Here is a 22,937-nt window from a genome sequence, read left to right as displayed (position 1 = left end):
CCTCCGCGCGGGTCGGCTGTGGTCGCGGTCACTATGACCATACACAATATCGTTGAGCGTATGGTCTAAGTCGGCCAGAGCGACGTGGGTAGGCTGACCAGCCATGCGCACCCACGGCTGGGGCGGACAACCGCCCGTCGACGACGAGGAGGCCGTCGCGCGGATCCTCGCCGCGACGCGGCAGGTGATCGACGAGAAGGGGTCGTCGACCGGCTTGGCCGACGTCGCCCGCCAGCTCGGCGTCACGCGCCAGACCGTCTACCGCTATTTCCCCAGCACCGGCGACCTGCTCGCCGCGACCGCGATGGGTGCGGTCGGTGCGCTACTCGACCGGGTGGCGGAGAAGCTCCGGGGTCATACGCGTCCCGACGAAGCCGTGGTCGCCGGCCTCGTCGCCGTGATGGACGCCCTCGCCGCCGACGACTACGTCGGTCTCGTGCTGCGCGGGGAACAGCTGAGCCTGCCGGTCGTCGGCGACTTCACGTCGGAGGTCGGGCAGGGCTTCGCCCGCTCGATGATGAGCCGGATGGACGTCGACTGGGCGGCGCACGGACTGGGGGAGGATCGTCTCGCCGACATCGCCGAGATCATCCTGCGCACATTGCAGTCGCTGGTGTTGGCGCCGGGCGACCGCGCGGATCTAACGGGCTTCCTCGACCGCTGGGTCGGTGCCGCGATCCGGGGGATGGCACCCGAGGGTGTGGGTAAGCGAGGCGACTAGTGGCGCCGCGTAACGTTACGCGTTACGCTTGAGTCGCGATCCAGTCCTTTGCCGACAAGGACACCGAGCACGTGTGGGAACGGAAGTTTGTCCGACGGTTTGGACCGGAGCTGACTCGGATGGCCCATCGGAAGCTGCAGACGGTGGATGCGGCGGAGAGTGTGTCCGATCTGGCCTCACCGCCCGGCAATCGACTGGAACAGTTGACCGGTGATCGCGCAGGCCAACACAGCATCCGAATCAATTCGCAGTGGAGGATCTGCTTCCGATGGGAGCAGGCGGGACCGGAGGATGTGGAGATCGTTGACTACCGCTAGAGAGGAGGGCGACATGGCTGACTTCGCGCCGATCCATCCGGGTGAGGTGCTTGCCGAGGACTTCCTCCCCGACTACGGGCTGTCGCAGCGGAAGCTCGCCGAGTTGATCGGCGTACCGCCGCGCCGTATCAACGAGATCGTTCACGGCAAGCGGGCGATCACACCGGATACGTCCATTCGATTGGGGCGCCTGTTCGGCCAGTCGGAGACCTTCTGGCTCAACTTGCAGCAGCGCTACGACGTGGAGGTCACGCGGTCGAGAACGGACTTCTCGTTTATCGATCCGCTCGCTTCGCTTCGGTGATCGGCGAGCAGATGACGACGGGAATCTCACGCTCGGTCCAGGCGTCGTAGTCGTCGAAATCGGCGTACACGTCGACCAGCCTCGGCCAGAGGCGCGCCTTCTTGTCGGGAGTCGCGGTGCGTGCGACGAGGTCGTGGCGCTGCGTGCCGACCTGGATTGTCACCTGCGGGTTGTCGCGCAGGTTGAGATACCACGCCGGATGCTTCGGCAGGCCGCCCTGGGACGCGACGACGACGAAGTCCTCCCCGTCGCGCAGGTAGATCAGCGGTGCGGTGCGGGCCTCGCCGGACTTGCGCCCGATCGTCGTCAGCAGGCAGACCGGCGCGGGTTTGCGCATCCCGGCACCGATCCGCCAGGTCCCGCCGAGGCGGCCGCCGGTTGCCCGATAGAGGCGGGTGTTGAGCCGGGAGCCGACCTTGATCAGCGACGCGACGACCGGCGAGTCGAGCTGATCGGGACGCTTGCGCGCATCCACGATGCGATCAGATCCGCTCGATGATCGTGCCGGTCGAGAGCGCGCCGCCGGCGCACATGGTGATGAGTGCGGTCTCGCCGTCCCGACGTTCCAGCTCGTGCAGCGCGGTGGTGATCAGCCGCGAGCCGGTCGACCCGACGGGATGCCCGAGGGCGATGGCGCCGCCGTTGACGTTCACCTTGTCCATATCCGGCCGGTGTACCTGCGCCCAACTCAGCACCACCGAGGCGAATGCCTCGTTGACCTCGAAGAGGTCGAGGTCGCCGATGCTCATCCCGGCCTTGGCCAGCACTCGCTCGGTGGCCTGCACCGGACCGTCGAGGTGGTAGTACGGCTCCGCGCCGACGAGCGCCTGGGCGCGCAACCGCGCGCGCGGCTTGAGTCCGAGCGCCTTGGCCTTCGCCTCGTCCATCAGCAGCACGGCGGCGGCGCCGTCGGAGATCTGCGACGAGGTGCCGGCCGTGTGGCGGGCGCCCTCGGCGACCGGCTTGAGGCCGGCGAGGGATTCGGCGGTCGTGTCGCGCAGACCCTGATCGCGGTCGACGGTGAGCTTCTGCCCGGTGAGCTCTCCCTCTTTGGTGCGCTCCGGCGCGATGACGGTGAGGACTTCGCGGTCGAAGCGGCCCTCGTCCCACGCCTGCTTGGCCAGCTGCTGGCTGCGCAGCCCGAAGGCGTCGAGGTCTTCGCGGGTGATGCCGCGCCGATCCGCGATGCGCTCGGCCGCGTCGAACTGGTTGGGCATGTCGATGTCCCACGACTCGGGGCGACGCGGTCCGGCGTTCTCGCCGACGTTGGCCCCCAGCGGAACGTGGCTCATCGCCTCGATCCCGCAGGCGACGCCGACGTCGATGGTGTCGGTGGCGATCAGGCCCGCGATCAGGTGGTTGGCCTGCTGCGCCGACCCGCACTGGCAGTCGACGGTGGTCGCGCCGGTCTGCCACGGCAGACCCGCGTGCAGCCAGGCCGTGCGGGTGACGTTGTTGCCCTGCTCGCCGACCTGCATGACGCAGCCGCCGATGACCTGCTCGACCAGTTCCGGGTCGATCCCGGCCCGCTCGATCACGCCGCGCTGGGCGGCGCCGAGGATCTCCGCGGCGTGTAGCCCGGACAGCCAGCCGTTGCGCTTGCCGATCGGGGTACGCGCTGCCTCGACGATTACTGGCACGCCCATCTGAGCATCTCGCTTTCCTTGGTGGAATCTCAGCTTCAAAACTAGAACAAGTTCTTGTTCCCGTCTACCCTGTGTGGCAGAGTATGCGACACACGAATTGAAACACGTTCCTTCCCGGCCGCGGCCCGGCCGGGACAGGCAAGAAGAGGTGCAGACGTGACCCAGGCGAATGAGGCGACGGTCGCTCCGGCGAATGCCACGAGCGAGGCTGCGGGGCAATGCCCGTTCATGAAGCAGGAGGGTTGGGATTTCACCAACCCCGACCTGCTCCAGCAGGGCATCCCGATGGAAGAGTTCGCGTGTCTGCGCAAGACCGCGCCGGTGTGGTTCAACGCGCAGGCGCCGGGCAAGGGCGGCGGATTCACCGACGCCGGCTACTGGGTGGTGTCCAAGCACGCCGACGTGCGCGACATCTCCAAGAACTCCCAGGATTGGTCCACCAACCGCAACGGCGTGATCATGCGGTTCGAGGACGACATGCCGCCAGAGGCCCTCGAGGTCACCAAGTCGCTGTTGATCAACCGTGACGCCCCCGACCACACCCGTATGCGCAAGGTCGTCTCGAAGGCCTTCACCCCCCGCGCCGTCCACGGCCTGGAGGAGAAGCTCGACGAGGCAGCGCGCAAGATCGTGCAGGAGGCCGCCGACTCCGGCAGCGGCGACTTCGTCCACCAGGTCGCCGTCGACCTCCCGCTCATGGCGATCTCCGACCTGCTCGGCGTGCCGCAGGAAGACCGGATGAAGCTGTTCGACTGGTCCAACTCGATGATGAACGCCGACGACCCCGAGTTCACGACCCCGCCCGACCAGGCGTCGGCGGAGATCCTCGGCTACGGCTACAACATGGCCGAGGCGCGCCGGAAGTGCCCGGCCGAGGACATCGTCACCACCCTGGTCACCGCCGACATCGACGGCCACTCGCTCGACGAGATCGAGTTCGGCTACTTCTTCATCCTGCTGACCGTCGCCGGCAACGAGACCACGCGCAACGCGATCAGCCACGGCATGAACGCCTTCCTCGACAACCCCGACCAGTGGGAGCTGTTCAAGAAGGACCGTCCGGCCACGGCCGTCGACGAGATCGTCCGCTGGGCGACCCCGGTCAACTCCTTCCAGCGAACGGCCCTGCGCGACACCGAGATCCGCGGCGTGCCGATCAAGGAGGGCGATCGCGTCGGGATGTTCTACGGCTCGGCGAACTACGACGAAGAGGTCTTCGAGGACCCCTTCACGTTCAACATCCTGCGCGACCCCAACCCGCACGTCGGCTTCGGCGGCAACGGCGCCCACTTCTGCGTCGGGGCTAACCTGGCGCGCATGGAGATCAGCCTGATGTTCAACGCGCTGGCCGACATCGTCCCCGACATCACCAAGCTCGACTCCCCGCGCCGCCTGCGCCACGGCTGGATCAACGGCATCAAGGAACTGCAGGTCGACTACGGCACGGGGGCCAAGTGAGCGACGAGGCGAGCACCCCGGCGTACCTGAACATCGACCGGGAGAACGCGCCCGGTGTGGTGGTGGGGCGTAAGTCCCGCGAGGCGGTCGCCGCTCGGGACAAGCAGGCGTGGTTGGACAACTTCGCCGACGACGGGATCGTCGAGGACCCGGTCGGCCCGTCGATGTTCGATGAGCAGGGCGTCGGCCACCGCGGGCGCCAGGCGCTCTCGGAATTCTGGGACAAGACGATCGGCACCACCGAGAAGCTCGACTTCGTCTTCGACGACGAGATCATCTGCGGCAACGAGGTGGCCTACGTCGGCAAGATCGTGACCCACATCGCCGGTCATATCTCGGAGGCGCACGGGGTCTTCACCTACCGTGCCGACGCGAACGGAAAGCTCTCCGCCCTGCGCGCGTTCTGGGAGGTCGAGAAGACCATGCAGACGCTGCGCCCGGCCTAGTTCGACGATCGACCGTAGTCGGGCCGGGGCGGTGGCTCCTGTGGGGAGCGATTGGAGAGATAAGTCGGTCTGAAGCCGAATCGCGGCATCGGGACTTTGGTCCCTACGAATGTCGAACTGCATGTTGACCAGGTGTTTCTCCGTCCACACCGAAGGTTGATATCGAACTCTAGATACATGATCAATAACTCTGTGCCACTATCCGACATATCGGATGTCGTGGACAGGGGTGACCATGTGGGGGAGATTCTCGGTTGCGCTGCTTGCCGGGGTCGTGGCGGCACTGCTGAGTGGCTCGGCGACCAGTGAGGCGGCGAACTCGTTTGCCGTCATTCCGTCCGGACCGTGGCCGACAGTACTTCGAGGAAAGGCGATAGCCAATGACTCAGTCATACTCATTAGCCCACCTGTCCATGTTCTGATCGGGGATAGTGGAGGCTAGGGAACTCCTTCCGGAGGAATACTTCGAAACTGTGGTTGGAAGAACGAAAGACGAGGTTAAATCCGGTACTTTCGCGCGAATTAGAGCTTGTGCCACGGCGTTGCGCGCGGCGCCATCTGAACTTATGGAGGTGTCGGATTCAGACAGCCGAATATCCGTTGAGTGCATGAGTCTGACATTGATGTTTATGGTGCAAGGCGAATTCCATGCGCGAACAGGCTTCACGCGGAAAGAATTCCAGAGCTTCCTCGTGGCCTACACGCTTGGACGTCCCTTGCCCGAAATCGAACTTATCCTCGCTGATTGACCGAGTCGAAATCTCTCGGGCGGTTGTCTTCGCCCCCAGATTGGTCGGGTCAGAGGGGGTGCTGTGCGGATAGCAATGCGCGGAACGGCTCGCCGACTGGCCGCCACCAATCAGGAGGTCATTTCATGAACATCCCCTCGACCTGTGCCGAGTTGTCGGTGCTCCTTGGGCACGTCTTGGATGGTACGACCGAGGAATTCAGCCCGCAGACGCCGGAGGACGAAGAGGAAGCCGGAATCCTGTGTCGGTGGCGGATCGATACTGATGGCGAAACATTCGTTGTCGGACTCAGGCCCACCCCCACGGAGCTAAGTGTCATCGATGACATCCGGACTGGAAAGTCGGAGCGTTTCCATAGCGACGTTCCGCCCGATTATGCTGTCCTGAAAATCCCGCAAGTCGACCAACGCGGCGGGGTCGTCATGAACAACGAAGACTATAGTACCTACGATGATGAATTGTCTTTCATAGTCGTCATGCCGCGGTTCGAATTCGGTGTGGTCGGACCGAAAGAGAAAGCCATCGAGATAGCGGTCAAGATCGTCGAATCGCTCGAGCCCTAGCCTGCAGCGCCGCCCCCTGGGGGGCGTCGGGCGACCGTGCCGACGGGTGGCCTCGGTCACCTCCTGTCACAAACCCCCTTCCGTCGGTGTCTTGGGGTTGTCAGACTCAAGACAACCACGGGAGGCACACCATGACGCAGAGACAACGGGTCGTCGTGATCGGCGGCGGATACGCCGGGACGATGGCGGCCAACCGCCTCGCTCAAGTCGGGGACTTCGACGTCGTCGTCGTCAACGAGCGCGACCGCTTCGTCGAGCGCATCCGCCTGCATCAGTGGGCCGCCGGCAGCGGTGAGGCGGCACACGACTTCGCGACGATCCTGGCCCCCGGGGTCCGGCTCGTCGTCGACACCGCGACCGCCATCGACGCGCCGCAGCGCCAGGTCCACCTGGCGTCGGGCGAGGTCTTGCGCTATGACTACCTGGTCTACGCCCTCGGCAGCGGTGCGCCGGATGCGACGATCCCCGGCGCGGTCGAGTACGGTCATCGGCTCGAGGATTGGGAATCGGCCTCCGGGTTGCGCGAGGTCCTCGGCGTCGGCCCGCAGTCGGTCGCCGTCGTCGGCGGCGGCCTCACCGGCATCGAGACGTCGGCGGAGCTCGCCGAACAGGGCCATCGGGTGACCCTGGTGACCGGTGGTGAACTGGGCCCGAGCCTGTCGGAGAAGGGGCGTGAGTCGACGCGCGAGACGCTGCGACGGATCGGTGTCGAGGTCCGCGAGCAGGCCGGAGTCGCCGAGATCGGCCCCACGTCGGTGCACCTGGACGATGGTTCCGAGATCGCGGCGACGGTCACCGTCGTCACGGCCGGATTCGCCTACCCCGATCTTGCCCGGCGCAGCGGGCTCGCCGTCGACGACGCCGGGCGCCTGCGCACCGACGGCGCCCTCGTCAGCATCGACGACGCGCGGATCGTCGGAACCGGCGACTCCGCGACCGTGGCCGGGGTGGCCATCCGCAACAGCTGCCAGGCGGCCATCCCGCTCGGCGCCCACGCCGCCGCGACCGTCCGCGCGCTAGCGGCGGGGAATCCGCCCAAAGCCGTCCACCTGACCTTCGTCGGCCAGTGTGTGAGTCTGGGGCGTCATGCGGCGACGGTCCAGCTCAGCAAGTTCGACGACACCCCGATCAATCGAATCCTCACCGGCGGGTTGGGGGCGAAGATCAAGGAGACGATCTGCCGCAGCACCGTCTGGGGGGTCCGTCATCCGCGGCTCTACCGGGCGTCGACGGGGGCGGCCCCGGCCGGCGTCGTGGCCGACGCGCCGGCCCGGGTGGCGGTGTGATGGACGAGACCGGCGGGCACGCAACAGTTTTCGCCGAGTATCGGCCACTGCTGTTCACCATCGCCTACGAAATCCTCGGCTCGGCCGCCGATGCCGACGACGTGCTGCAGGAGAGCTATCTCCGCTGGGCCGACGTCGATCTCGCCACGGTCGACAACCCGCGGTCTTATCTCGCCCGGGTGGTCACCAGGCAGGCGCTCAACGCGGCGCGGGCGGCTTCTCGTCGGCGCGAGGAATACGTCGGGCCGTGGCTGCCGGAGCCGATCCTGCTCGACGAGAACGACCCGGCCGACGACGTGGTGTTGGCGGAGTCAGTGTCGACCGCGATGCTCGTCGTCCTGGAAACGCTCGCGCCGCAGGAGCGAGCGGTATTCCTGCTGCGCGAGGTGTTCGGCTTCGGCTACGACGAGATCGGCACCATCGTCGGGAAATCGGCCGACGCCGTCCGTCAGACCGCGCATCGTGCGCGCGGGCATGTCCAAGCCAGACGGCCGCGCTATGACGCGGCGGCTGCGGCCCGCGCCGACGAGGTGGTCCACGCATTCCAGATCGCCGCCGTCACCGGGGACATGGATGGCTTGCTGGCGCTACTCGCCCCCGACGCGGTGTACACCGCGGACAGCGACGGCAAGGCGAGCGCGGCCAAGCGCCCGATCGTGGGGGCCGACGCGATCGCCCGAATACTGCTGGGCTTCGTACGGATCGGCATGAAGAAGGACATGGCCACGCGCGCGTTGCGTGCCAACGGCATGCCCGGCTTTGCGGTGACGATGACCGACGATCCTGGCGGTGCGTTCTGGTTCCATGTCGTCGACGGCAAGATCGCGCACATCTACGCCATGCGCAACCCGGAGAAGCTCGGCGGCCTCGAGGCCCCGCGCTCGATCGCCCGATAGGAGAGTGAAGTGAGCACCAATGCGCTGCTGATCTGTGTATCCGTTTCGCACGGGAACACCCGCAGGGTCGCCGACGCGATGGCCGGGATCCTCGACGCTCGAATCGTCGAACCCGAAGAGGTCACCGTCGCCGACCTCGCCGACTACGACCTGGTCGGATTCGGGTCCGGCATCTTCTACCAGCGGTTCCACGAGCGCCTGCGCGGCTTTGTCGAGGATCTTCCGCCGCTTGGTCTGTCCGGTCGCGCCTTCGTCTTCGGCACCAGCGGATTCCCGCCGCTGACGACGAAACCGCTGCAGAAGCGATTGGAAGCGGCCGGGCTCACCGTCGCGGGCGAGTTCCTGTGCCGGGGTTACGACACGTCGCCACCCTTCGGCTGGTTCGGCGGGGCCAAGAAAGACCATCCGCTCGACGCCGACCTGGACCGAGCCGAGTCATTTGCCGCTGCTCTCAAATGAGAACTCCCACAATCGTCCGAGTTGGCGGCTGCCGAGGGCAATATGCCCTCGGCACCCCAGGATTCGGACGATTGTGGGAACTCCGCGCGTTACAGTTTCGCCGTTCCGCGCGAAGGGGTGATGGATGGACGGTGGATTCGAGGGCATTTACCGCGAGCACGTGACGCCCCTGTGGCGGTACGTGCGCGTGCGCGTGCCCTGCGACGCCGACGCGGAGGACGTGATCAGCGAGGTGTTCGTGGCGGCGATGAAATCGTGGGAGCGCTACGACCCCGCACACGGAACCGTCGGGGCGTGGCTCACCGGCATCGCGCGGCACGGCGTCGCGGATTGGTGGCGGCGATCCGGGCGTGAGATCCCGGTGGAGGCCGTCGCCGACGACCGGCCGGCCACCGAGGACGACCCGGAGAGCGCGACGTTGCGCCGACTCGCCGACGACGAGGTCCGCGCGCACCTGGCCGTGCTGACCACCCGGGAGCGCGACGCGGTGGCGTTGCGCTTCGGGGCCCGCCTCTCGTCGCCGGAAATCGGTGCGGCCCTGGGTATCTCGGCACCGGCCGCCCGGATGCTCGTCTACCGGGCGGTGGGCAAGTTGCGGAAGGAGGTGGTGTGAGTGACGGAGACCTTCGACGGTGGGCAAGCGGCGGCCGATGCGCTGGACGTCGCCATCGACGACGCGCTGGCCGGTGATCGCACCGATCCGGCGCTGGCCTGGCTCACCGATGCCTTCACCCTGACCCCGCCGACCGTGGTGACCGAACGGGTCGCCGCCAAACTGACGCCGGCGCCACCGGTCCGTCGCCGGGCATCGGCCGCGGCGCGACGACGCGCCCGCGCGGAGCAGGCGCGTGCCTGGCGGTGGCCGCGGATCGCGGCCGCGGTGCTCGGTGCGCTACTGGCCTTCCAGGGGATCACCAACCTGACGTCGGGCCGCTGGATCGCGTCGAATATCGGCGAGCCGTATTCGCCGCATTCGATGACCGAGGGCGGATTCGCGCTGATCGCCGTCGGACTCGTCGCACTGGTCGCGTCACTAGACCGGCAATGGGTGGTGCTCGCCGTCGCGGCCGGGGTGCCGCTGGGCGTCGTGCTCGGCGTCCACGGGCTCCGCGAGGTGAACGTGTGGGTGTGGGGCGCCGGATTGCACGCGGCGGAGGGGCTGGCCGCGATTGTGTTGCTGGTCACATTCGTCGTCGCGTGGCGTTACAGTCGGCGTCGACGGCCCGAAGCAGGGGAGTAACGCCGAACGGCGCAACCAGGAGGTCATCATGCGCGCAATCCACCGGCTCTGGGGCTACGTGAGAGCCTTCTCGTCGTCGAAGCGGAATCGCGTCGATCTCTACGCGTGGCTGATCCGGCGGCCGCTGATCCTGCTCGCCACGGCCTGGTACGAGATGTCGCTGATGTTCTCCAACCGCCTCGATCCGCACTACAAGGAGCTGGCGCTGCTCAAGTCGGCCGGGATGGTCAGTTGCGAGTTCTGCCTCGACATCGGTTCGGCGCTGGCCCGCTACGGGGGCATCACCGAGCAGCAGTTGCGCGACCTGCCGGTCTACGCCGACAGCGACGCGTACACCGAGCTGGAGAAGCTGGTGCTCTCCTTCGCCGAGGCGATGACCGCGACGCCGGCCGTCGGCGAGGAATTGACCGCGATCCGCGACGAGCTGTTGACGCACTTCACCAAGGGGCAGGTCGCCGAGCTGGCCGCCGAGGTCGCCTGGGAGAACCAGCGCGCCCGGTTGAACCAGGCGCTCGGCGTCCGCGCCACCGGGATGTCCGACGGCCAGGCCTGCGTTGCCGGAGCGCCGCGCGTCGTAGCCCTTCCGACGGTGCCGTCTCGAGTTGCCGACCCGGTTGGCCCGTGCCATCCTGGGGATCGACCTGCAGGAGGTGATGCACATGCCGAACGGCGATAGTCCGATGCTCGGCGGTCTCCGCATCATCTCCGGAGCCCGCTGAGCCGCATCAGCTTTCATCGCGGTGAATCTGCTGTCGCGCCGATAACCGGCGCGCTTTTCGCTGCGCTCAGTTCATCCCCAACGTGTCGCCGTGCCGTGCGCGGTGCGGCGGCCCGTGGGCTTCTCAGGCAAGGGAGGCGCGCCGTGAGCGTCAACACCAACATCACCATCCTCGACATCGTGCTGCGGATCGCGGCCGGCGTCGGCTTCGGCACACTCATCGGACTTGAGCGGCAGTATCGGGCCCGGATGGCCGGGCTCCGCACCAACGCACTCGTGTCGGTGGGCTCGGCTCTGTTCGTCGTGCTCTCCGCCTACGGGTTCGCCGGCGGCGACCCGACGCGCGTCGCCGCGCAAATCGTGTCGGGGATCGGCTTCCTCGGCGGCGGCGTCATCCTGCGCGACGGGCTGACCGTGCGCGGACTCAACACGGCGGCCACGCTGTGGTGCTCGGCCGCCGTCGGCGCACTCGCCGGTTCGGGCATGTACATTCCGGCGGCAATCGGCACGGTGGTCGTGATCTGCGTGAACACCGCGCTGCGCTCGGTGGGATACGTCGTGGACAAGGCGCCCACCACCGGCGACGAGGCCCCGACGCGCTACGAGTTCGTCGCCGCCACGCGCGACGAGAACGAGGCACACGTCCGGGTGATGCTGGTCCAAGCACTCACCCGCACGGTCTTCCACGTGCAGTCGGTGGGCTCGAGCAACACCACCGACGGCCGGGTGGAGGTGCGCGCGACCCTGACCGCCGACGGTCGCGACGACAGCGCACTCGAGTCGGCCATCAGCCAGCTGAGCATGGACCCCTCGGTCACCGCGGTGCGGTGGAACGCGATCGATACCGAGGTCGGTCCCGACCTGTGACCAGCGGTGTCAGCCTGTGACAGCGGTGTCAGAGCTGCGGCTTGTCCGCCCCGAGGAGCCACATGGAGAAGTACTGGGAACCGCCGCCGTAGGCGTGCCCGAAGGCCTTGCGGGCTCCGTCGACCTGGTGGTCGCCGGCCTTCCCCATGATCTGGATGGCTGCTTCGGCGCAGCGGATCATGCCCGACGCGCCGATCGGGTTCGACGAGAGCACGCCGCCGGAGGCGTTGACCGGCAGTTTGCCGCCGATCTCGGTCTCCCCGGCCTCGGTCAGCTTCCACCCCTCGTTCTCCGGCATGAAGCCGAGGTTCTCCAGCCACATCGGTTCGAACCAGGAGAACGGCACGTAGATCTCCGCGGCGTCGACCTCCTCGAGCGGGTTGGTGATCCCGGCGGCCTTCCAGAGCGCGGCGGAGGCGTCGCGCCCGGCCTGCGGGCTCACGACGTTGCGATGCGCGTAGGCAAGCGGCTCGGTGCGCATCGCCGTCGCATGGATCCACGCGACCGGGTGACCCTGTGCGACGGCGTCGTCGGCGGCCTTCTCGTCGCCGATCACCACGGCACACGCGCCATCCGACGACGGGCAGGTCTCGTCGAAACGGATCGGGTCCCAGAGCATTTGGCTGGCCATCACCTTCTCCACGGTGATGTCCGGCTGGTGCAGGTGGGCCAGCGGGTTCTTGGCGCCGTTGCGACGGTCCTTGGTCGCCACCATCGCACCGATGTGTTCGGGTGCCTTCGAGTTGTGGATGTAGGCGCGCACGTGCGGGGCGAAGTAGCCGCCCGCGCCGGCACCCACCGGCATGGTGAAGGGCACCGGGATCGACAGCGCCCACATGGCGTTCGACTCCGACTGCTTCTCCCAGGCGACGGCGAGCACGCGACGGTGCACCCCGGACGACACCAGCGACGACGCGACGATGGCGGTCGACGCCCCCACCGAGCCGGCCGTGTGGACGCGGATCAGCCGTTTGCCGACGGCGCCGAGTGCCTGCGCCATCGCGAGTTCCGGCATCATCGCGCCCTCGAACAGGTCGGGGGCCTTGCCGATCACGATCGCGTCGATGTCGTCGATGCTCACGCCCGCGTCGATCAACGCGGCGTCGATCGCCTCGCGGCACATGCCGGCCATCGTGACGTCGTGGCGTTTGGCGACGTACTTCGTCTGCCCGGTGCCCAGCACCGCGGCCCGATTGCGGCCCATTAGGAATTCCCTTCCAGCGTGACGACCATGTTCTGTTGCAGCAGCGGTCCGCTCGTCGCGTGGGCGAGTGCGGTCTGCGCGTCGCCGGTCAGGATCGAGTGCGCCGCGTAGCCGATCCGCTGCAGCCCCGCGGAGAACAGGGCGTTGCCGCCCATCACCCCGCCGGAGGGATTGATCCGCGTCGTATCCGGCAGGCCCAGCGCGGAGCGGACGATCAGCTCCTGGTGGGTGTAGGGCGCGTGGATCTCGGCCACGTCGACGTCGCGCGGCCGGTCGCCGAAAGCGGTGTCGCCGGCCAGTTTCGTCGACGGTGAGACGGTCAGATCGCGGTCGCCGAAGTTCGGGGAGTCGATCCGGTGGTCCCAGCCGGTGATGAAGGCCGGATTCTCGACGAGTTCGCGGGCCCGTTCCTCGGTGGCGAGGATGACCGCGGCGGCCGAGTCGGCGTAGGGCGCGATGTCGTGGGCGCGCAGCGGGTCGGCGACGTAGTCGGCGGCGAGCAGCTCGTCGACGGGCTTGCCGGTGAACCGCGACGCGACGCCGGCCATGTCGGCCTCGGTCCAGGTGCCGGCGTCGAGTCCGGCGCGGGCCTGCAGCCCGGCCAGACCGTAGGCGCTGGGCCACAGCGGCGCGACGGTGTACGGGTCGGTTTGCAGTGCCAGCGTCAGATCGCTGTTGCCCGCCGACGCCTTGCCGAAGCCGTAGGCCAGGGCGGTGTCGACTTCGCCGGTGGCAATCTTCACCCACCCCTCGTAGAGGGCCCAGGCGCCGTCCATCTCGACGTGCGACTCGTTGATCGGCGGCACCGCGCCGATCGAGTCGATGGCCGAGATGAACGAGAATGCCCGTCCGGCAAGGTAATCCGATGATCCGCTGCACCAGAAGTCGATGTCGGAGCGGGTGATGCCGAGTTCGGAGTAGAGCTTGTCGAAGCAGGGGATCAGCATCTCGACGCCGTTGGTGGTGCCGGTGGTGTGTGCGACGTTGCGGCTGTGGGCGAAGCCGACAACCGCGATGCGAGGCAGGTCAGGACTGCTCATGGGGGTGGGTCTCCTTCTCGCCTACAGGTGGTCTCGGTACGACGCGAAGTCGGCGTCGGGCTCGCCGCTGGGCGCGAAGTGGCTGATGTTGCGCAGCGTGTGGCCCCATTCCTCCTGCGGCCGCCACACCGCCTTGACGCGCATACCCATGCGGACGTCTTCGGCGGGGCAGTCCAGGATCAGGTGCAGGAACGGGATGTCCGAACCGTCGAGCAGCACGTAGGCCGCGACATAGGGCGGCTTGATCTGCTGGCCGAGGAACGGGACGTTGACGATGCAGAAGGTCGTGACGGTGCCGTGGTCGGAGACCTCGACGCGCTCGGCGGTGCGCGAGCCGTCGGCCGGGCTGGCCTGCCGCGGCGGGAAGTACACCTCGCCGGTGGCGACCCGGCCGCCGAGCAGCTTGCCGTTCTTGAGGCCCTCGAGGTACCAGGACTCCTCTTCGGTGGCCGCGTGCTCGATGGTCGCCGCGTACGGGGTGGTGATGACGACGTTGCCGTCGGCGGGGGTCTCGACGTCGGCGGTGTTCGCCGTTGCCGGGTGCCCGGCGTCGGCAAGTGTGAAGTGGGCGATGTCGGTGACGACGCCGGTGCGGGCGGGCCGCCACACGGCGGCGACGCGGGCGCCGGTGGACAGCTGCGACGGGGAGTCGGCGTCGATGACGTGCATCAGGGCGGTGTCGGCGCCGTCGAGTTTGATCAGCGCCCACGCGAACGGCTTGTCCAGCGGGTGGGCGGGTTGGGGATCGGGCTCCCACGACCACGCGGTGACGGTGCCGACGGTCGCGACCTCGACGAGTTCGGTCGTCGGGGCGCCGGTCGTCGGGTCGAATTCGACCGGCGGGACGCTGACGCGGCCGTCGCTGCCCTTCGAGCCGAGGATGCGCCCCTCGCGCAGCGCGAGGGCGAAGGGCGACAGCACCGACCCGAGCGAACGGGTGTAGTCGAAGCTGTTGGACAGCGGCGCGGACAGGATCGTCGTGGTGGGTTCGGGCACCTCCGCGACGGGGCTGGTGATCGGCGATGTACTCACAACCTCTACTAGAACACGTTCTAATATTGCCGCGCAAGGACGTGCTGAAGCGAGATGTCGACCGGGCAGAACGTGTTCTAGAAGTTACTGGTCAAACGCGATGTCGACCTCATCGGAGATCGGTACCGCCTGGCAGGCCAGCGTCAGTCCCGCCCGTAGATCCGCGTCGACGAGGGTCTCGTTCCGCAGCATCCGCACCTCGCCGCGCCGCACCGTGCACGCGCAGGAACTGCATTCGCCCTCGCGGCAGGAGTACGGGGCGTCGTAGCCGTTCGCCAGCAGGAGGTCGAGGAGCTTGGTCTGCCGCGGCCACTCCAGTTCGACGAGTTGCCCGTCGATGGCGACCGTCGCGTGCGCACTCGTCTCCCCGTCGGCCGTCGGGACGATGACCGCGCCGGCGAAGGGGTTGCCGTCGAGCGATCGATACTTCTCGACGTGGATATGCGACGGCGGCACGTCGACCCGGGTCAGGGCGCTGCTCGCAGCCGCCATGAAGGGTGCCGGTCCGCATAGGAAGGCGTCATAGGAGGCGAAGGGGGCGACCGCCGCGGCGAGGCCGTCGACGGTCGGGAGTCCGCGCTCGTCGGCGAACCAGTGCTCGACCGCGAACCGCGTGGGGAATTCGGCGGCCATCGCGGTCAGCTCCCGGCCGAAGATCGTCGACGCCCGGTCGCGGTTCGCATACAGCAGGTAGACGGTGCCGGTGCCGCCGATCAGCACCGACTTCGCGATCGACATCAACGGCGTGATCCCGCTGCCCGCGCCGATCAACAGCACGTCGTCATCGAGCGAGGGCGGGGTGAACCGACCGGCCGGGGTGAGCACCCGCAGGGTCGAACCGGGGCGGATGTTGTCGCACAGCCAATTCGACGCGTAGCCGCCGACGGTGCGTTTCACGGTGATGACGAGGTCGGTCTCGAAATGCGGTGAACTCGACAGCGAGTAACTGCGCGCCGCACCGCCGGCCCGGTCGGTGGGGATGTCGATCGTCAGGAATTGGCCGGGGAGATAGCGGAACGCCGCGGTCGCGGACTCGGGCACGTCGAACACGATCGACATGGCGTCGGCGGTCTCGGCGACGACCTCGACGACGCGGAGGTCATGGGCGTGGCTGACGGGTGGGCGGGGCGTGGCGCCCTCGTCGGTGGCCACCGTCGGTTCGATTGTCATGGGGCTCAGCGGCGGTCGGCCTCGATCTTGGCGCGCAGCTCGGGTGAGAGCGCGCCGGTCATCCGATAGAGCCGGGTGGTGACGGCGCCCTTGATCATCCCGGCGTCGTAGGCGAAGTCCAGCAGCGGCCCGGCCATGAACTGCGCGGTCGCGCTGTGTTGGGGGGAGCGTCGGGCCGCGAGCATTCCCTTCATGGGGCGCATCCCGACCGACTTGTAGACGTTCGGGTGGATGATCTCCTCCTGCACGAAATTCACCATGAGCGCGAATGCGAGCCGGTGGGCGGCGTTGGAGATCGGTCCGCGCGCGGCGATGGAGCGCACCATTTCCTCGCGGGCGTAGGTGATGTGGCGGGCCTCTTCCAGGACGTGGATCTTCATCAGCTGGCGGAAGTGGGGCTGGACCGTCTCGTCCATCATCCCCTCGCGCTGCAGTCGGTCGAGCACCTCTTCGATCAGCAGAGTGCCCGCATAGGCCGACGGGCCCATCGGGACGAACCCGACCAGGCGCAGGATCTTCATGACCGCCTTCGGTCGCCGGTACGGGCGAAGGCCGGACTTGTTGATCAGCCGCCCGAACATCGTCGAATGGCGGGTCTCCTCGGCCACTTCGGCCAGTGCGTAGCGGATGTGGTCGTCGACGAAACCGGGATTGCGCAACACGCTGCGCATCAGGTTCAGCGAGAGGCCGATCTCGGCGAAGATGCCGTAGGAGAGGACGGCGACGGCCTCGTGCATCGAGAGTTGCTGCTTCTGCTCGTCGGTCAGCCCGTCCCAGTGCGTGGAGCCGAACAGTGTCACGCGGTGATAGGGGACCCAGGGCGCGCCGTCGACGAGGGCGGCATCCCAGTCGATGTCGAGTTCGCCGTCATATGACCGATCGGCCGTGGAGCGGAGGAGGCGCTGGGCGGTCTTCTGTCGATCGCCGACGTTGATGTCGGTGGTGCTGACCGCTCCCTTGTAGAAGCGCGGGACCCCCGACGAGCCACCCGCAGCCTCTGCGGCGGTGGAATCCGTTACGGTCATGATTCTCCCCTCTTGAACCAGAGGTATCGGCTACCGCCGGTATCAGTGTCGCGCATCACAATTGTGAAGTCAAGATCGAACATCGGTCATCCGGGTCGGTGCGAGGTGGTTGCGGCGCAGGATCGCCCTGCTCGTCCGGTCGCGGAACAGGCCCGCGTCGGCGGCGAACCGCACCGCGTCGGCAAAGGCCGCATCCATTCGCCGTCGGCGCGCCGGACCGCTTCGCGCCTGCTGCGCCGTCAGGTGTGCCGCCAACCCGAGGTCGCGATAGACGGCCGGGTTGACCATCAGCCGACCGATGAGCGACACGACGGCGGCGCCGGCGATCGAGGCGCCGGCCCGTCGCGCTGCACCGCGCGACGCCACGACCCTGGTCAGCTCTTCGCGCGCGTACTGCACGTGGCGTCGACCGGTGCCCAGCTGGATTTCCATGATCTGCGCGACGTGGGGCTGAAGGTCGGGATCGGCGGAGATCAACTCGGCCAAGCCCTGGAGCGCCGACTCCAGCAGCAGGTTCACCGTCGCCGTCGTCGCGCCGGCGGGCAGGAGCAGCGTGTACCGCTCCAGTCGTTTGGCGAGTTTCGGGCGGAGGTATGGCCGGACATCGGTGATGTCGATCAAGCGGCCGAACATGCTGATATTGCGCGCCCGGGTGTCGATGCACTTGAGCTGCCAGCGCGTCCGGTCGTCGGCGAAGGCGCGTTCCTCGGCGGCGTCGCGGAAGGTCAGCATCGAGAGGACGGTCTCGGCGTAGACGGCGACGGTCAGCAGGTCGACGAGTTCGCGGCGGGCGAGGTCGGCGCGCTTCTCCGGTTCCATCGCGGACCAGGAGGGCGTGCCGAAGAGGGTGACCATCTGGTCGGGCAGCCATCTGCGTCCGGCGACCGGCGGCGCGTCCCAGTCGATGTCGAGGTCGCCGTCGAAGACGTCCTCGGCCGCCTCGAAGAGGAACCGTTGAGCCGTGGCCTGCCGATCGACGATGGAGCGGCGTCGGGTGATCGCGGCGCCGTCGGTGGTCGTCGGTGCGTAGAACTCGGTGTTCATATCGCCAACCTCCGGTATGGGATACCGCCAGTATGACTAACTTGGTCGGTCGTGACAGGGTTTCGACGTATCCGGGCGCGATGATTCATACTGGGGGAGCGCCTCACCCGTCGCGGCCAGTCCGCCGCCGACCGGTCGGGCAGCCCGAGAATGGTGAACGGGGGAGTCATGCCGGATGCTCGCACCGAACGCTGGGCCGAGCATCGGAAGAAGATGCGACGGACGCTCGTCGACGCCGCCATCCGCGCGATCGACGCCCAGGGCCCGCATGTCAGCATGCGCGAGATCGCCGCGGAGGCGAAGATTCCCAAGCCGACGCTCTACCGCTTCTTCACCGACAAGTGGGAGTTGGTCAACGCGATCAACGACCGGGTGATGGACACGCTCACCGACCGCATCGTGATGGGCCCGCAGCTGACCGCGGGCACCCTCGGCGAGATGGTCCACGACGGGATCGCCGGATACGCCGACTTCGTCAGCAGGCACCCGCGCGTCTTCCGCTTCCTGCAACTCAACTTCTCCGGCGCGAACGCGGGCGCCGCGTCGCCCGGCGTCCACGCCATCGAGACCGCGCGGACGATGGCCTTCGACATCTCGAGCGTGCTCTCGGCCCTGGTGCCGGGGGCCTCCGAGGAGAGGTCCGACGGTATCCACGAACTCGACGCCGCCGCGGCGATGATCATGGGGGCCGTGGTCTTCGCCGCCGACGGCTGGGTCGGCGACGACGTGCCCACCGAGAGCGTCGAGAGTTTCGTGGACCGGACCGCGCCGTATATCCGAGCGCTCCTCGCCGTCGCCGCGTCGAAGACCGGCAATGCCGAACTGGACTTCGACGCGTCGATCGCGGAGAACCTCGCCGCCGTCTACGCGAGCTGACGGTCTCCCCGCGCGCGCCCGGCAAACCCCGCACTTCTCGACAAACCCAGCGGCATCTGCCCGTCGGGTTTGTCGTGAAGTGCGGGGTTTGGGGGTGGGTCAGTCCAGTTCGGTCTCGACCGGGTAGGGCGGTGTGCTCTTGCCCATCACGCGGAAGCGGTTCCACGGGTCCGGGTCGCCGATGACGGCGGGTCGCGGGTCGTCGTGGGTCCGGATGGTGATGTCGGTCCGTTGCGCGTCGCCGAGGATGTCGCTGAGCTGCTGATTCGCCGACACCCGGCCGATCCAGCGGTAGACGCCGTCGATCGGCTCGCGGTAGCCGCGCATCTCGATCTGGACCGGAACCTCGGTGCCACGGACGATCACCGTCGCGTCACCGATGTAGTCGGATCCCTCGTGGGGGCTGTGGGTGAAGACGCCGCTCATGCTACCGATGGTATGCCATACTTTTGCTTCCATCAGCGCATCGCGCACGGGACGGCAGGACGGGGCGGCAATGAAGGATCTCGAGGGAAAGACGGCGGTCATCACCGGTGCCGGTTCCGGAATCGGACGGTCGTTGGCGACGAACCTTGCCGAGCGCGGAATGGCGATCGCCATCTCCGACGTCGACGAGGCCGGCCTCGCCGAGACCGTCGAGATGTGCAAGAAGCTCGGTGCCCGGGCCCTCGGCTACCGCCTGGACGTCGCCGACCGCGACGCGGTGTACGCCCACGCGGAGCAGGTGCGCGACGACTTCGGCCCGGCCAACGTGCTGGTCAACAATGCCGGGGTGGCGCTTTCGGCCACCATCGAGGAGATGTCGTGGGAGGACTTCCACTGGTTGATGGACATCGACTTCTGGGGCGTCGCGCACGGGACCAAGGCGTTTCTGCCGCAACTCATCGACTCCGGTGACGCGCACATCGCCAACGTCTCCTCGGTGTTCGGGCTGATGGGCATACCGAGCCAAAGTGCCTACAACTCGGCGAAATTCGCCGTCCGCGGGTTCACCGAGGCACTGCGCCAAGAGATGATCCTCTCCGGTCACAAGGTCGGCGTCACCTGCGTGCACCCGGGCGGGATCAAGACCAATATCGCCGCGAACGCCCGCGGCACGGGCAAGACGCCCGAGGAGATCGCCAAGGCGGCGAAGGGGTTCGACAAGATCGCGATGACCACCCCCGACGGTGCGGCGAAGGCGATCATTCGCGGGATCAGGCACAACAAGCCGCGCGTGCTGATCGGCGCGGATGCCCGGTTCTTCGACGCGGTGCCGCGCGTCGTCGGGGGCCGCTACGAGGACGTCGTCGGACGACTCGGCAAGATCGGTGGAGTGGCCGACCGCCTCTGAAGCGTTAGGTGCCCAGTCGGCGGGGTTGGGGTGCCCAGTCGATGCATTTGGGGTGCCCAGTCGGCGGGGTTGGGGTGCCCAGTCGGCGCTATTCGCCGGTGAAGACCGGCTTTTCCTTGTTGGCGAAGGCGCGGGGGCCGATCTTGGCGTCGGCGGATTTGAAGACGCCGATCCCGACCTTGCCGTCGGCGGTGAAGGCCTCTTCCTCGTGCATGCCCTCGGAGTCGCGCATCGTCTTGAGGATCGCCTGCACCGCGAGTGGTCCGTTGGCGGCGATCAGCTCGGCGAGCTCGAGTGCCTTGTCCAACGCACCGCCGTCGGGCACCACGTAGCCGATCAGGCCGTACTCCTTGGCCTCGTCGGCGGTGATGTGGCGCCCGGTCAGGAGCAAGTCGGCGGCGATCGTGTACGGGATCTGGCGCGGCAGGCGCACCGCGCTGCCGCCCAGCGGGTAGAGGCCCCACCGGGCCTCGGCGACCCCGAACTTCGCGCTCTGCCCCGCCACGCGGATGTCGGTGCCCTGCAGGATCTCGGTCCCACCGGCGATGGCCGGGCCCTCGACGGCGGCGATCAGCGGCTTGGTCAGACGTCGTCCCTTCAGCAGGGCGGGCAGTCGTGCGGGGTCCCAGCTGCCGCTGTCGACGGTGTCGCCGGGCGAGTTGGCGTTCATCGCCTTGAGGTCCATCCCGGCGCAGAAGGCGCCGCCGGCACCGGTCAGCACGGCGACGCGGATCTCGGGATCGGCGTCGACGGTGTCCCACGCCTCCGTCATGATCGCCATCATCTCGGCCGACAGCGCATTGCGCGCCTCGGGCCGGTTCATCGTGACGATGAGGATGTGGCCGCGCTTCTCGACGAGGCAATCGGGGGTGGTGTCGGCCATCGGATCCTCCATCGGTCGCAGGGCGCGCACGCAGACGCTTGCCGAAAACAGTAACACGTTCTAGTTTCTAGGCATGGCCTACACGATTGGCGACCTGTTCGAGCACGCCGTCGACCTCATGCCCGAGCGAATCGCCCTCGAATCGGGTGATCGTTCGCGCACCTACGCCGAGCTCGAGGCGCGCGCCAACAAACTCGCGCACGCGCTGATCTCCCGCGGCGTCCAACCCGGCGATGCGGTGGGCCTGTACAGCAGAAACACCATCGAGGCCGTCGAGGCCATGCTGGCGATCTTCAAGGCCCGCGCGGTGATGGTGAACGTCAACTACCGCTACGTCGAAGCCGAACTCGCCCATATCTTCGCCGACTCGGGCATGAAGGTGCTCCTCCACGAGGGGCGCTACACCGACCGCGTCGAGAACACGTTGCAGAACACCGAGACCGCGATCACCGACTGCCTCGTCCTCGACGACTTGGACGGCTTGCTCGCCGAGCAGTCCGGCGAGCGCGACTTCACCGCCCGCAGCGACGACGACCTCTACATGCTCTACACCGGCGGCACCACCGGGCGGCCGAAGGGCGTGGTGTGGCGCCAGGAGGACGTGTGGCGGGTCCTCGGCGGCGGCATCGACTGGTACTCGGGCGAGCCCGTGGCCGACGAGTGGCAACTCGCCAAGGCCGGCGCCGACGGCGGCCAGCTGGTCCGCTTCCCGATCCCGCCGTTCATCCACGGCGGCTCCCAGTGGGCGATCTTCCAGTCGTTGTTCGCCGGCGGCAAGGCCGTCGTCTACCCCGACTTCGACGCCGAGCAGGTGTGGCGGGCCATCGAGCGCCACGGCGTCAACGTCGTGTTCATCACCGGCGACGCGATGGGCCGCCCGATGATCGAGGCCTACGAGGCCGGCGACTACGAGACCTCCACGCTCGTCTCGGTGGCCTCGTCGGCGGCGCTGTTCTCCCCGTCGGTCAAGGACCGCTACGTGACCGCCTTCCCCAACGCGGTCGTCGTCGACGCCATCGGCTCGTCGGAGACCGGGTTCGGCGGGATGAGCGTCGTCGTCAAGGGAGAGAGCCACGTCGGTGCGCCGAAGGTGAAGGCCGACCCGGAGACCCACGTGCTGCGCGAGGACGGGACACCGGTCGAACCCGGCAGCGGGGAAGTCGGCGTGCTGGCCCGATCCGGTCACGTGCCGCTGCGCTACCACAACGATCCGGAGAAATCGGCCAAGACCTTCGTCGAATACGACGGGGTGCGCTACTCGCTGCCCGGCGACTTCGCGACGCTGGAATCCGACGGCACCATCACGATGCTCGGCCGCGGCTCGGTGTCGATCAACACCGGTGGCGAGAAGGTGTTCCCGGAGGAAGTCGAGGCCGCGCTCAAGGCCCACCCGGACGTCTTCGACGTCTCGGTCGTCGGCGTCCCCGACGAGCGGTTCGGCCAGCGCGTCGCCGCCGTGGTGGCGACCCGCGACGGCGCGCGTCCCTCGCTGGCCGCGCTGTCGGAGGTGGTGCGCGCCGAACTCGCCGGATACAAGGTGCCGCGCAGCCTCTGGTTCGTCGACGAGATCAGACGGTCGCCGGCGGGCAAGCCCGACTACCGCTGGGCCGCATCGGTCACCGCTGACTCGCCGCCGCACGAAGCGCATTGACAACCGCCA

26 protein-coding genes are annotated in these 22,937 nt (G+C 67.8%); 16 read left to right on the top strand and 10 right to left on the bottom strand.

Annotation, left to right across the window (positions count from 1 at the left end; translation table 11 throughout):
* The first annotated feature begins 103 nt into the window (after nucleotides 1-103).
* From HUN08_RS15860 to HUN08_RS15850, 3 genes are read left to right on the top strand one after another with little or no spacing between them, the layout of a single operon-like run.
* Nucleotides 104-721, top strand: a complete 618-nt coding sequence (locus HUN08_RS15860) for a TetR/AcrR family transcriptional regulator (RefSeq protein ID WP_124247017.1) — start codon at nucleotides 104-106, stop codon at nucleotides 719-721.
* A 38-nt stretch (nucleotides 722-759) separates the two neighbouring features.
* On the top strand, nucleotides 760-1,038 hold the full coding sequence (locus HUN08_RS15855; protein ID WP_124247143.1) for a type II toxin-antitoxin system RelE/ParE family toxin: 279 nt from the start codon (nucleotides 760-762) through the stop codon (nucleotides 1,036-1,038).
* Nucleotides 1,039-1,051: 13 nt separating this feature from the next.
* Nucleotides 1,052-1,342, top strand: a complete 291-nt coding sequence (locus HUN08_RS15850; protein ID WP_124247018.1) for a HigA family addiction module antitoxin — start codon at nucleotides 1,052-1,054, stop codon at nucleotides 1,340-1,342.
* On the opposite strand, the gene HUN08_RS15845 is transcribed toward HUN08_RS15850, so the two are convergent.
* Both HUN08_RS15845 and HUN08_RS15840 read right to left on the bottom strand, forming a co-directional pair.
* A complete protein-coding gene (locus tag HUN08_RS15845) occupies nucleotides 1,314-1,817 on the bottom strand; it encodes a nitroreductase family deazaflavin-dependent oxidoreductase (RefSeq protein WP_124247019.1) in 504 nt (167 codons plus the stop codon). The two genes, HUN08_RS15850 and HUN08_RS15845, sit on opposite strands and share 29 nt — an antisense overlap.
* Nucleotides 1,818-1,824: 7 nt before the next feature.
* The gene (locus HUN08_RS15840; protein ID WP_124247020.1) at nucleotides 1,825-2,988 is read right to left on the bottom strand and encodes a steroid 3-ketoacyl-CoA thiolase; all 1,164 of its coding nucleotides are present in this window, start codon (nucleotides 2,986-2,988) and stop codon (nucleotides 1,825-1,827) included.
* 228 nt (nucleotides 2,989-3,216) lie between these two features.
* On the opposite strand from HUN08_RS15840, the gene HUN08_RS15835 reads away from it, so the two are divergent.
* From HUN08_RS15835 to HUN08_RS15790, 10 genes are all read left to right on the top strand, one after another.
* Nucleotides 3,217-4,446, top strand: a complete 1,230-nt coding sequence (locus tag HUN08_RS15835) for a cytochrome P450 (protein ID WP_301547008.1) — start codon at nucleotides 3,217-3,219, stop codon at nucleotides 4,444-4,446.
* Nucleotides 4,443-4,892, top strand: coding sequence for a nuclear transport factor 2 family protein (locus tag HUN08_RS15830; protein WP_124247022.1), 450 nt, complete (start codon nucleotides 4,443-4,445; stop codon nucleotides 4,890-4,892). The genes HUN08_RS15835 and HUN08_RS15830 overlap by 4 nt, the downstream gene beginning before the upstream one ends.
* 874 nt (nucleotides 4,893-5,766) lie before the next feature.
* Nucleotides 5,767-6,204, top strand: coding sequence for a hypothetical protein (locus HUN08_RS15825; RefSeq protein WP_124247023.1), 438 nt, complete (start codon nucleotides 5,767-5,769; stop codon nucleotides 6,202-6,204).
* A 131-nt stretch (nucleotides 6,205-6,335) separates the two neighbouring features.
* Complete coding sequence (locus tag HUN08_RS15820; RefSeq protein WP_124247024.1) at nucleotides 6,336-7,490, top strand: NAD(P)/FAD-dependent oxidoreductase; 1,155 nt, start codon at nucleotides 6,336-6,338, stop codon at nucleotides 7,488-7,490.
* Nucleotides 7,490-8,386 carry an RNA polymerase sigma-70 factor gene (locus HUN08_RS15815; RefSeq protein ID WP_124247144.1) on the top strand — a complete coding sequence of 299 codons (897 nt, stop codon included), beginning with the start codon at nucleotides 7,490-7,492 and terminating at the stop codon, nucleotides 8,384-8,386. The genes HUN08_RS15820 and HUN08_RS15815 overlap by 1 nt, the downstream gene beginning before the upstream one ends.
* A gap of 9 nt (nucleotides 8,387-8,395) precedes the next feature.
* Nucleotides 8,396-8,845 (top strand): flavodoxin family protein, encoded by a 450-nt coding sequence (locus tag HUN08_RS15810; protein ID WP_124247025.1) that lies wholly within the window; start codon nucleotides 8,396-8,398, stop codon nucleotides 8,843-8,845.
* Between the two features lie 124 nt (nucleotides 8,846-8,969).
* Nucleotides 8,970-9,458 carry an RNA polymerase sigma factor gene (locus HUN08_RS15805; RefSeq protein WP_124247026.1) on the top strand — a complete coding sequence of 163 codons (489 nt, stop codon included), beginning with the start codon at nucleotides 8,970-8,972 and terminating at the stop codon, nucleotides 9,456-9,458.
* Entirely contained in the window at nucleotides 9,459-10,085 is a 627-nt protein-coding gene (locus tag HUN08_RS15800) for a hypothetical protein (protein ID WP_124247027.1), read from the top strand.
* Nucleotides 10,086-10,113: 28 nt separating this feature from the next.
* Entirely contained in the window at nucleotides 10,114-10,761 is a 648-nt protein-coding gene (locus tag HUN08_RS15795; protein ID WP_124247028.1) for a carboxymuconolactone decarboxylase family protein, read from the top strand.
* Nucleotides 10,762-10,965: 204 nt separating this feature from the next.
* On the top strand, nucleotides 10,966-11,670 hold the full coding sequence (locus tag HUN08_RS15790) for an MgtC/SapB family protein (RefSeq protein ID WP_124247145.1): 705 nt from the start codon (nucleotides 10,966-10,968) through the stop codon (nucleotides 11,668-11,670).
* Between the two features lie 28 nt (nucleotides 11,671-11,698).
* On the opposite strand, the gene HUN08_RS15785 is transcribed toward HUN08_RS15790, so the two are convergent.
* The 6 genes from HUN08_RS15785 to HUN08_RS15760 form a co-directional block, all read right to left on the bottom strand.
* Nucleotides 11,699-12,874: a thiolase domain-containing protein gene (locus tag HUN08_RS15785; RefSeq protein WP_124247029.1), complete on the bottom strand. Its 1,176-nt coding sequence runs from the start codon at nucleotides 12,872-12,874 to the stop codon at nucleotides 11,699-11,701.
* Complete coding sequence (locus HUN08_RS15780) at nucleotides 12,874-13,914, bottom strand: thiolase domain-containing protein (RefSeq protein ID WP_124247030.1); 1,041 nt, start codon at nucleotides 13,912-13,914, stop codon at nucleotides 12,874-12,876. The genes HUN08_RS15785 and HUN08_RS15780 overlap by 1 nt, the downstream gene beginning before the upstream one ends.
* Nucleotides 13,915-13,935: 21 nt before the next feature.
* Nucleotides 13,936-14,946 carry a Zn-ribbon domain-containing OB-fold protein gene (locus HUN08_RS15775; protein WP_124247031.1) on the bottom strand — a complete coding sequence of 337 codons (1,011 nt, stop codon included), beginning with the start codon at nucleotides 14,944-14,946 and terminating at the stop codon, nucleotides 13,936-13,938.
* Between the two features lie 84 nt (nucleotides 14,947-15,030).
* Entirely contained in the window at nucleotides 15,031-16,116 is a 1,086-nt protein-coding gene (locus HUN08_RS15770) for a ferredoxin--NADP reductase (RefSeq protein WP_124247032.1), read from the bottom strand.
* A 5-nt stretch (nucleotides 16,117-16,121) separates the two neighbouring features.
* Nucleotides 16,122-17,141 (bottom strand): diiron oxygenase, encoded by a 1,020-nt coding sequence (locus HUN08_RS15765; protein ID WP_124247033.1) that lies wholly within the window; start codon nucleotides 17,139-17,141, stop codon nucleotides 16,122-16,124.
* Nucleotides 17,142-17,210: 69 nt separating this feature from the next.
* Nucleotides 17,211-18,185 (bottom strand): diiron oxygenase, encoded by a 975-nt coding sequence (locus tag HUN08_RS15760; protein ID WP_124247034.1) that lies wholly within the window; start codon nucleotides 18,183-18,185, stop codon nucleotides 17,211-17,213.
* Nucleotides 18,186-18,353: 168 nt separating this feature from the next.
* On the opposite strand from HUN08_RS15760, the gene HUN08_RS15755 reads away from it, so the two are divergent.
* A complete protein-coding gene (locus HUN08_RS15755) occupies nucleotides 18,354-19,061 on the top strand; it encodes a TetR/AcrR family transcriptional regulator (protein WP_301546763.1) in 708 nt (235 codons plus the stop codon).
* 99 nt (nucleotides 19,062-19,160) lie between these two features.
* Here HUN08_RS15755 and HUN08_RS15750 read toward each other — a convergent pair whose 3' ends face one another.
* The gene (locus tag HUN08_RS15750; protein WP_124247036.1) at nucleotides 19,161-19,487 is read right to left on the bottom strand and encodes a DUF4873 domain-containing protein; all 327 of its coding nucleotides are present in this window, start codon (nucleotides 19,485-19,487) and stop codon (nucleotides 19,161-19,163) included.
* Nucleotides 19,488-19,557: 70 nt separating this feature from the next.
* On the opposite strand from HUN08_RS15750, the gene HUN08_RS15745 reads away from it, so the two are divergent.
* The gene (locus HUN08_RS15745; RefSeq protein WP_124247037.1) at nucleotides 19,558-20,394 is read left to right on the top strand and encodes an SDR family oxidoreductase; all 837 of its coding nucleotides are present in this window, start codon (nucleotides 19,558-19,560) and stop codon (nucleotides 20,392-20,394) included.
* 88 nt (nucleotides 20,395-20,482) lie between these two features.
* On the opposite strand, the gene HUN08_RS15740 is transcribed toward HUN08_RS15745, so the two are convergent.
* Nucleotides 20,483-21,289 (bottom strand): crotonase/enoyl-CoA hydratase family protein, encoded by an 807-nt coding sequence (locus HUN08_RS15740; protein WP_124247146.1) that lies wholly within the window; start codon nucleotides 21,287-21,289, stop codon nucleotides 20,483-20,485.
* 61 nt (nucleotides 21,290-21,350) lie between these two features.
* On the opposite strand from HUN08_RS15740, the gene HUN08_RS15735 reads away from it, so the two are divergent.
* Nucleotides 21,351-22,928, top strand: a complete 1,578-nt coding sequence (locus HUN08_RS15735) for an acyl-CoA synthetase (RefSeq protein WP_124247038.1) — start codon at nucleotides 21,351-21,353, stop codon at nucleotides 22,926-22,928.
* The last annotated feature ends 9 nt before the right edge of the window (nucleotides 22,929-22,937 follow it).

Source organism: Gordonia sp. X0973 (assembly GCF_013348785.1).
Lineage (GTDB): Bacteria > Actinomycetota > Actinomycetes > Mycobacteriales > Mycobacteriaceae > Gordonia.
Note: the sequence above shows the minus strand (reverse complement) of the source record. Positions and strands in the feature narration are given on the sequence as shown.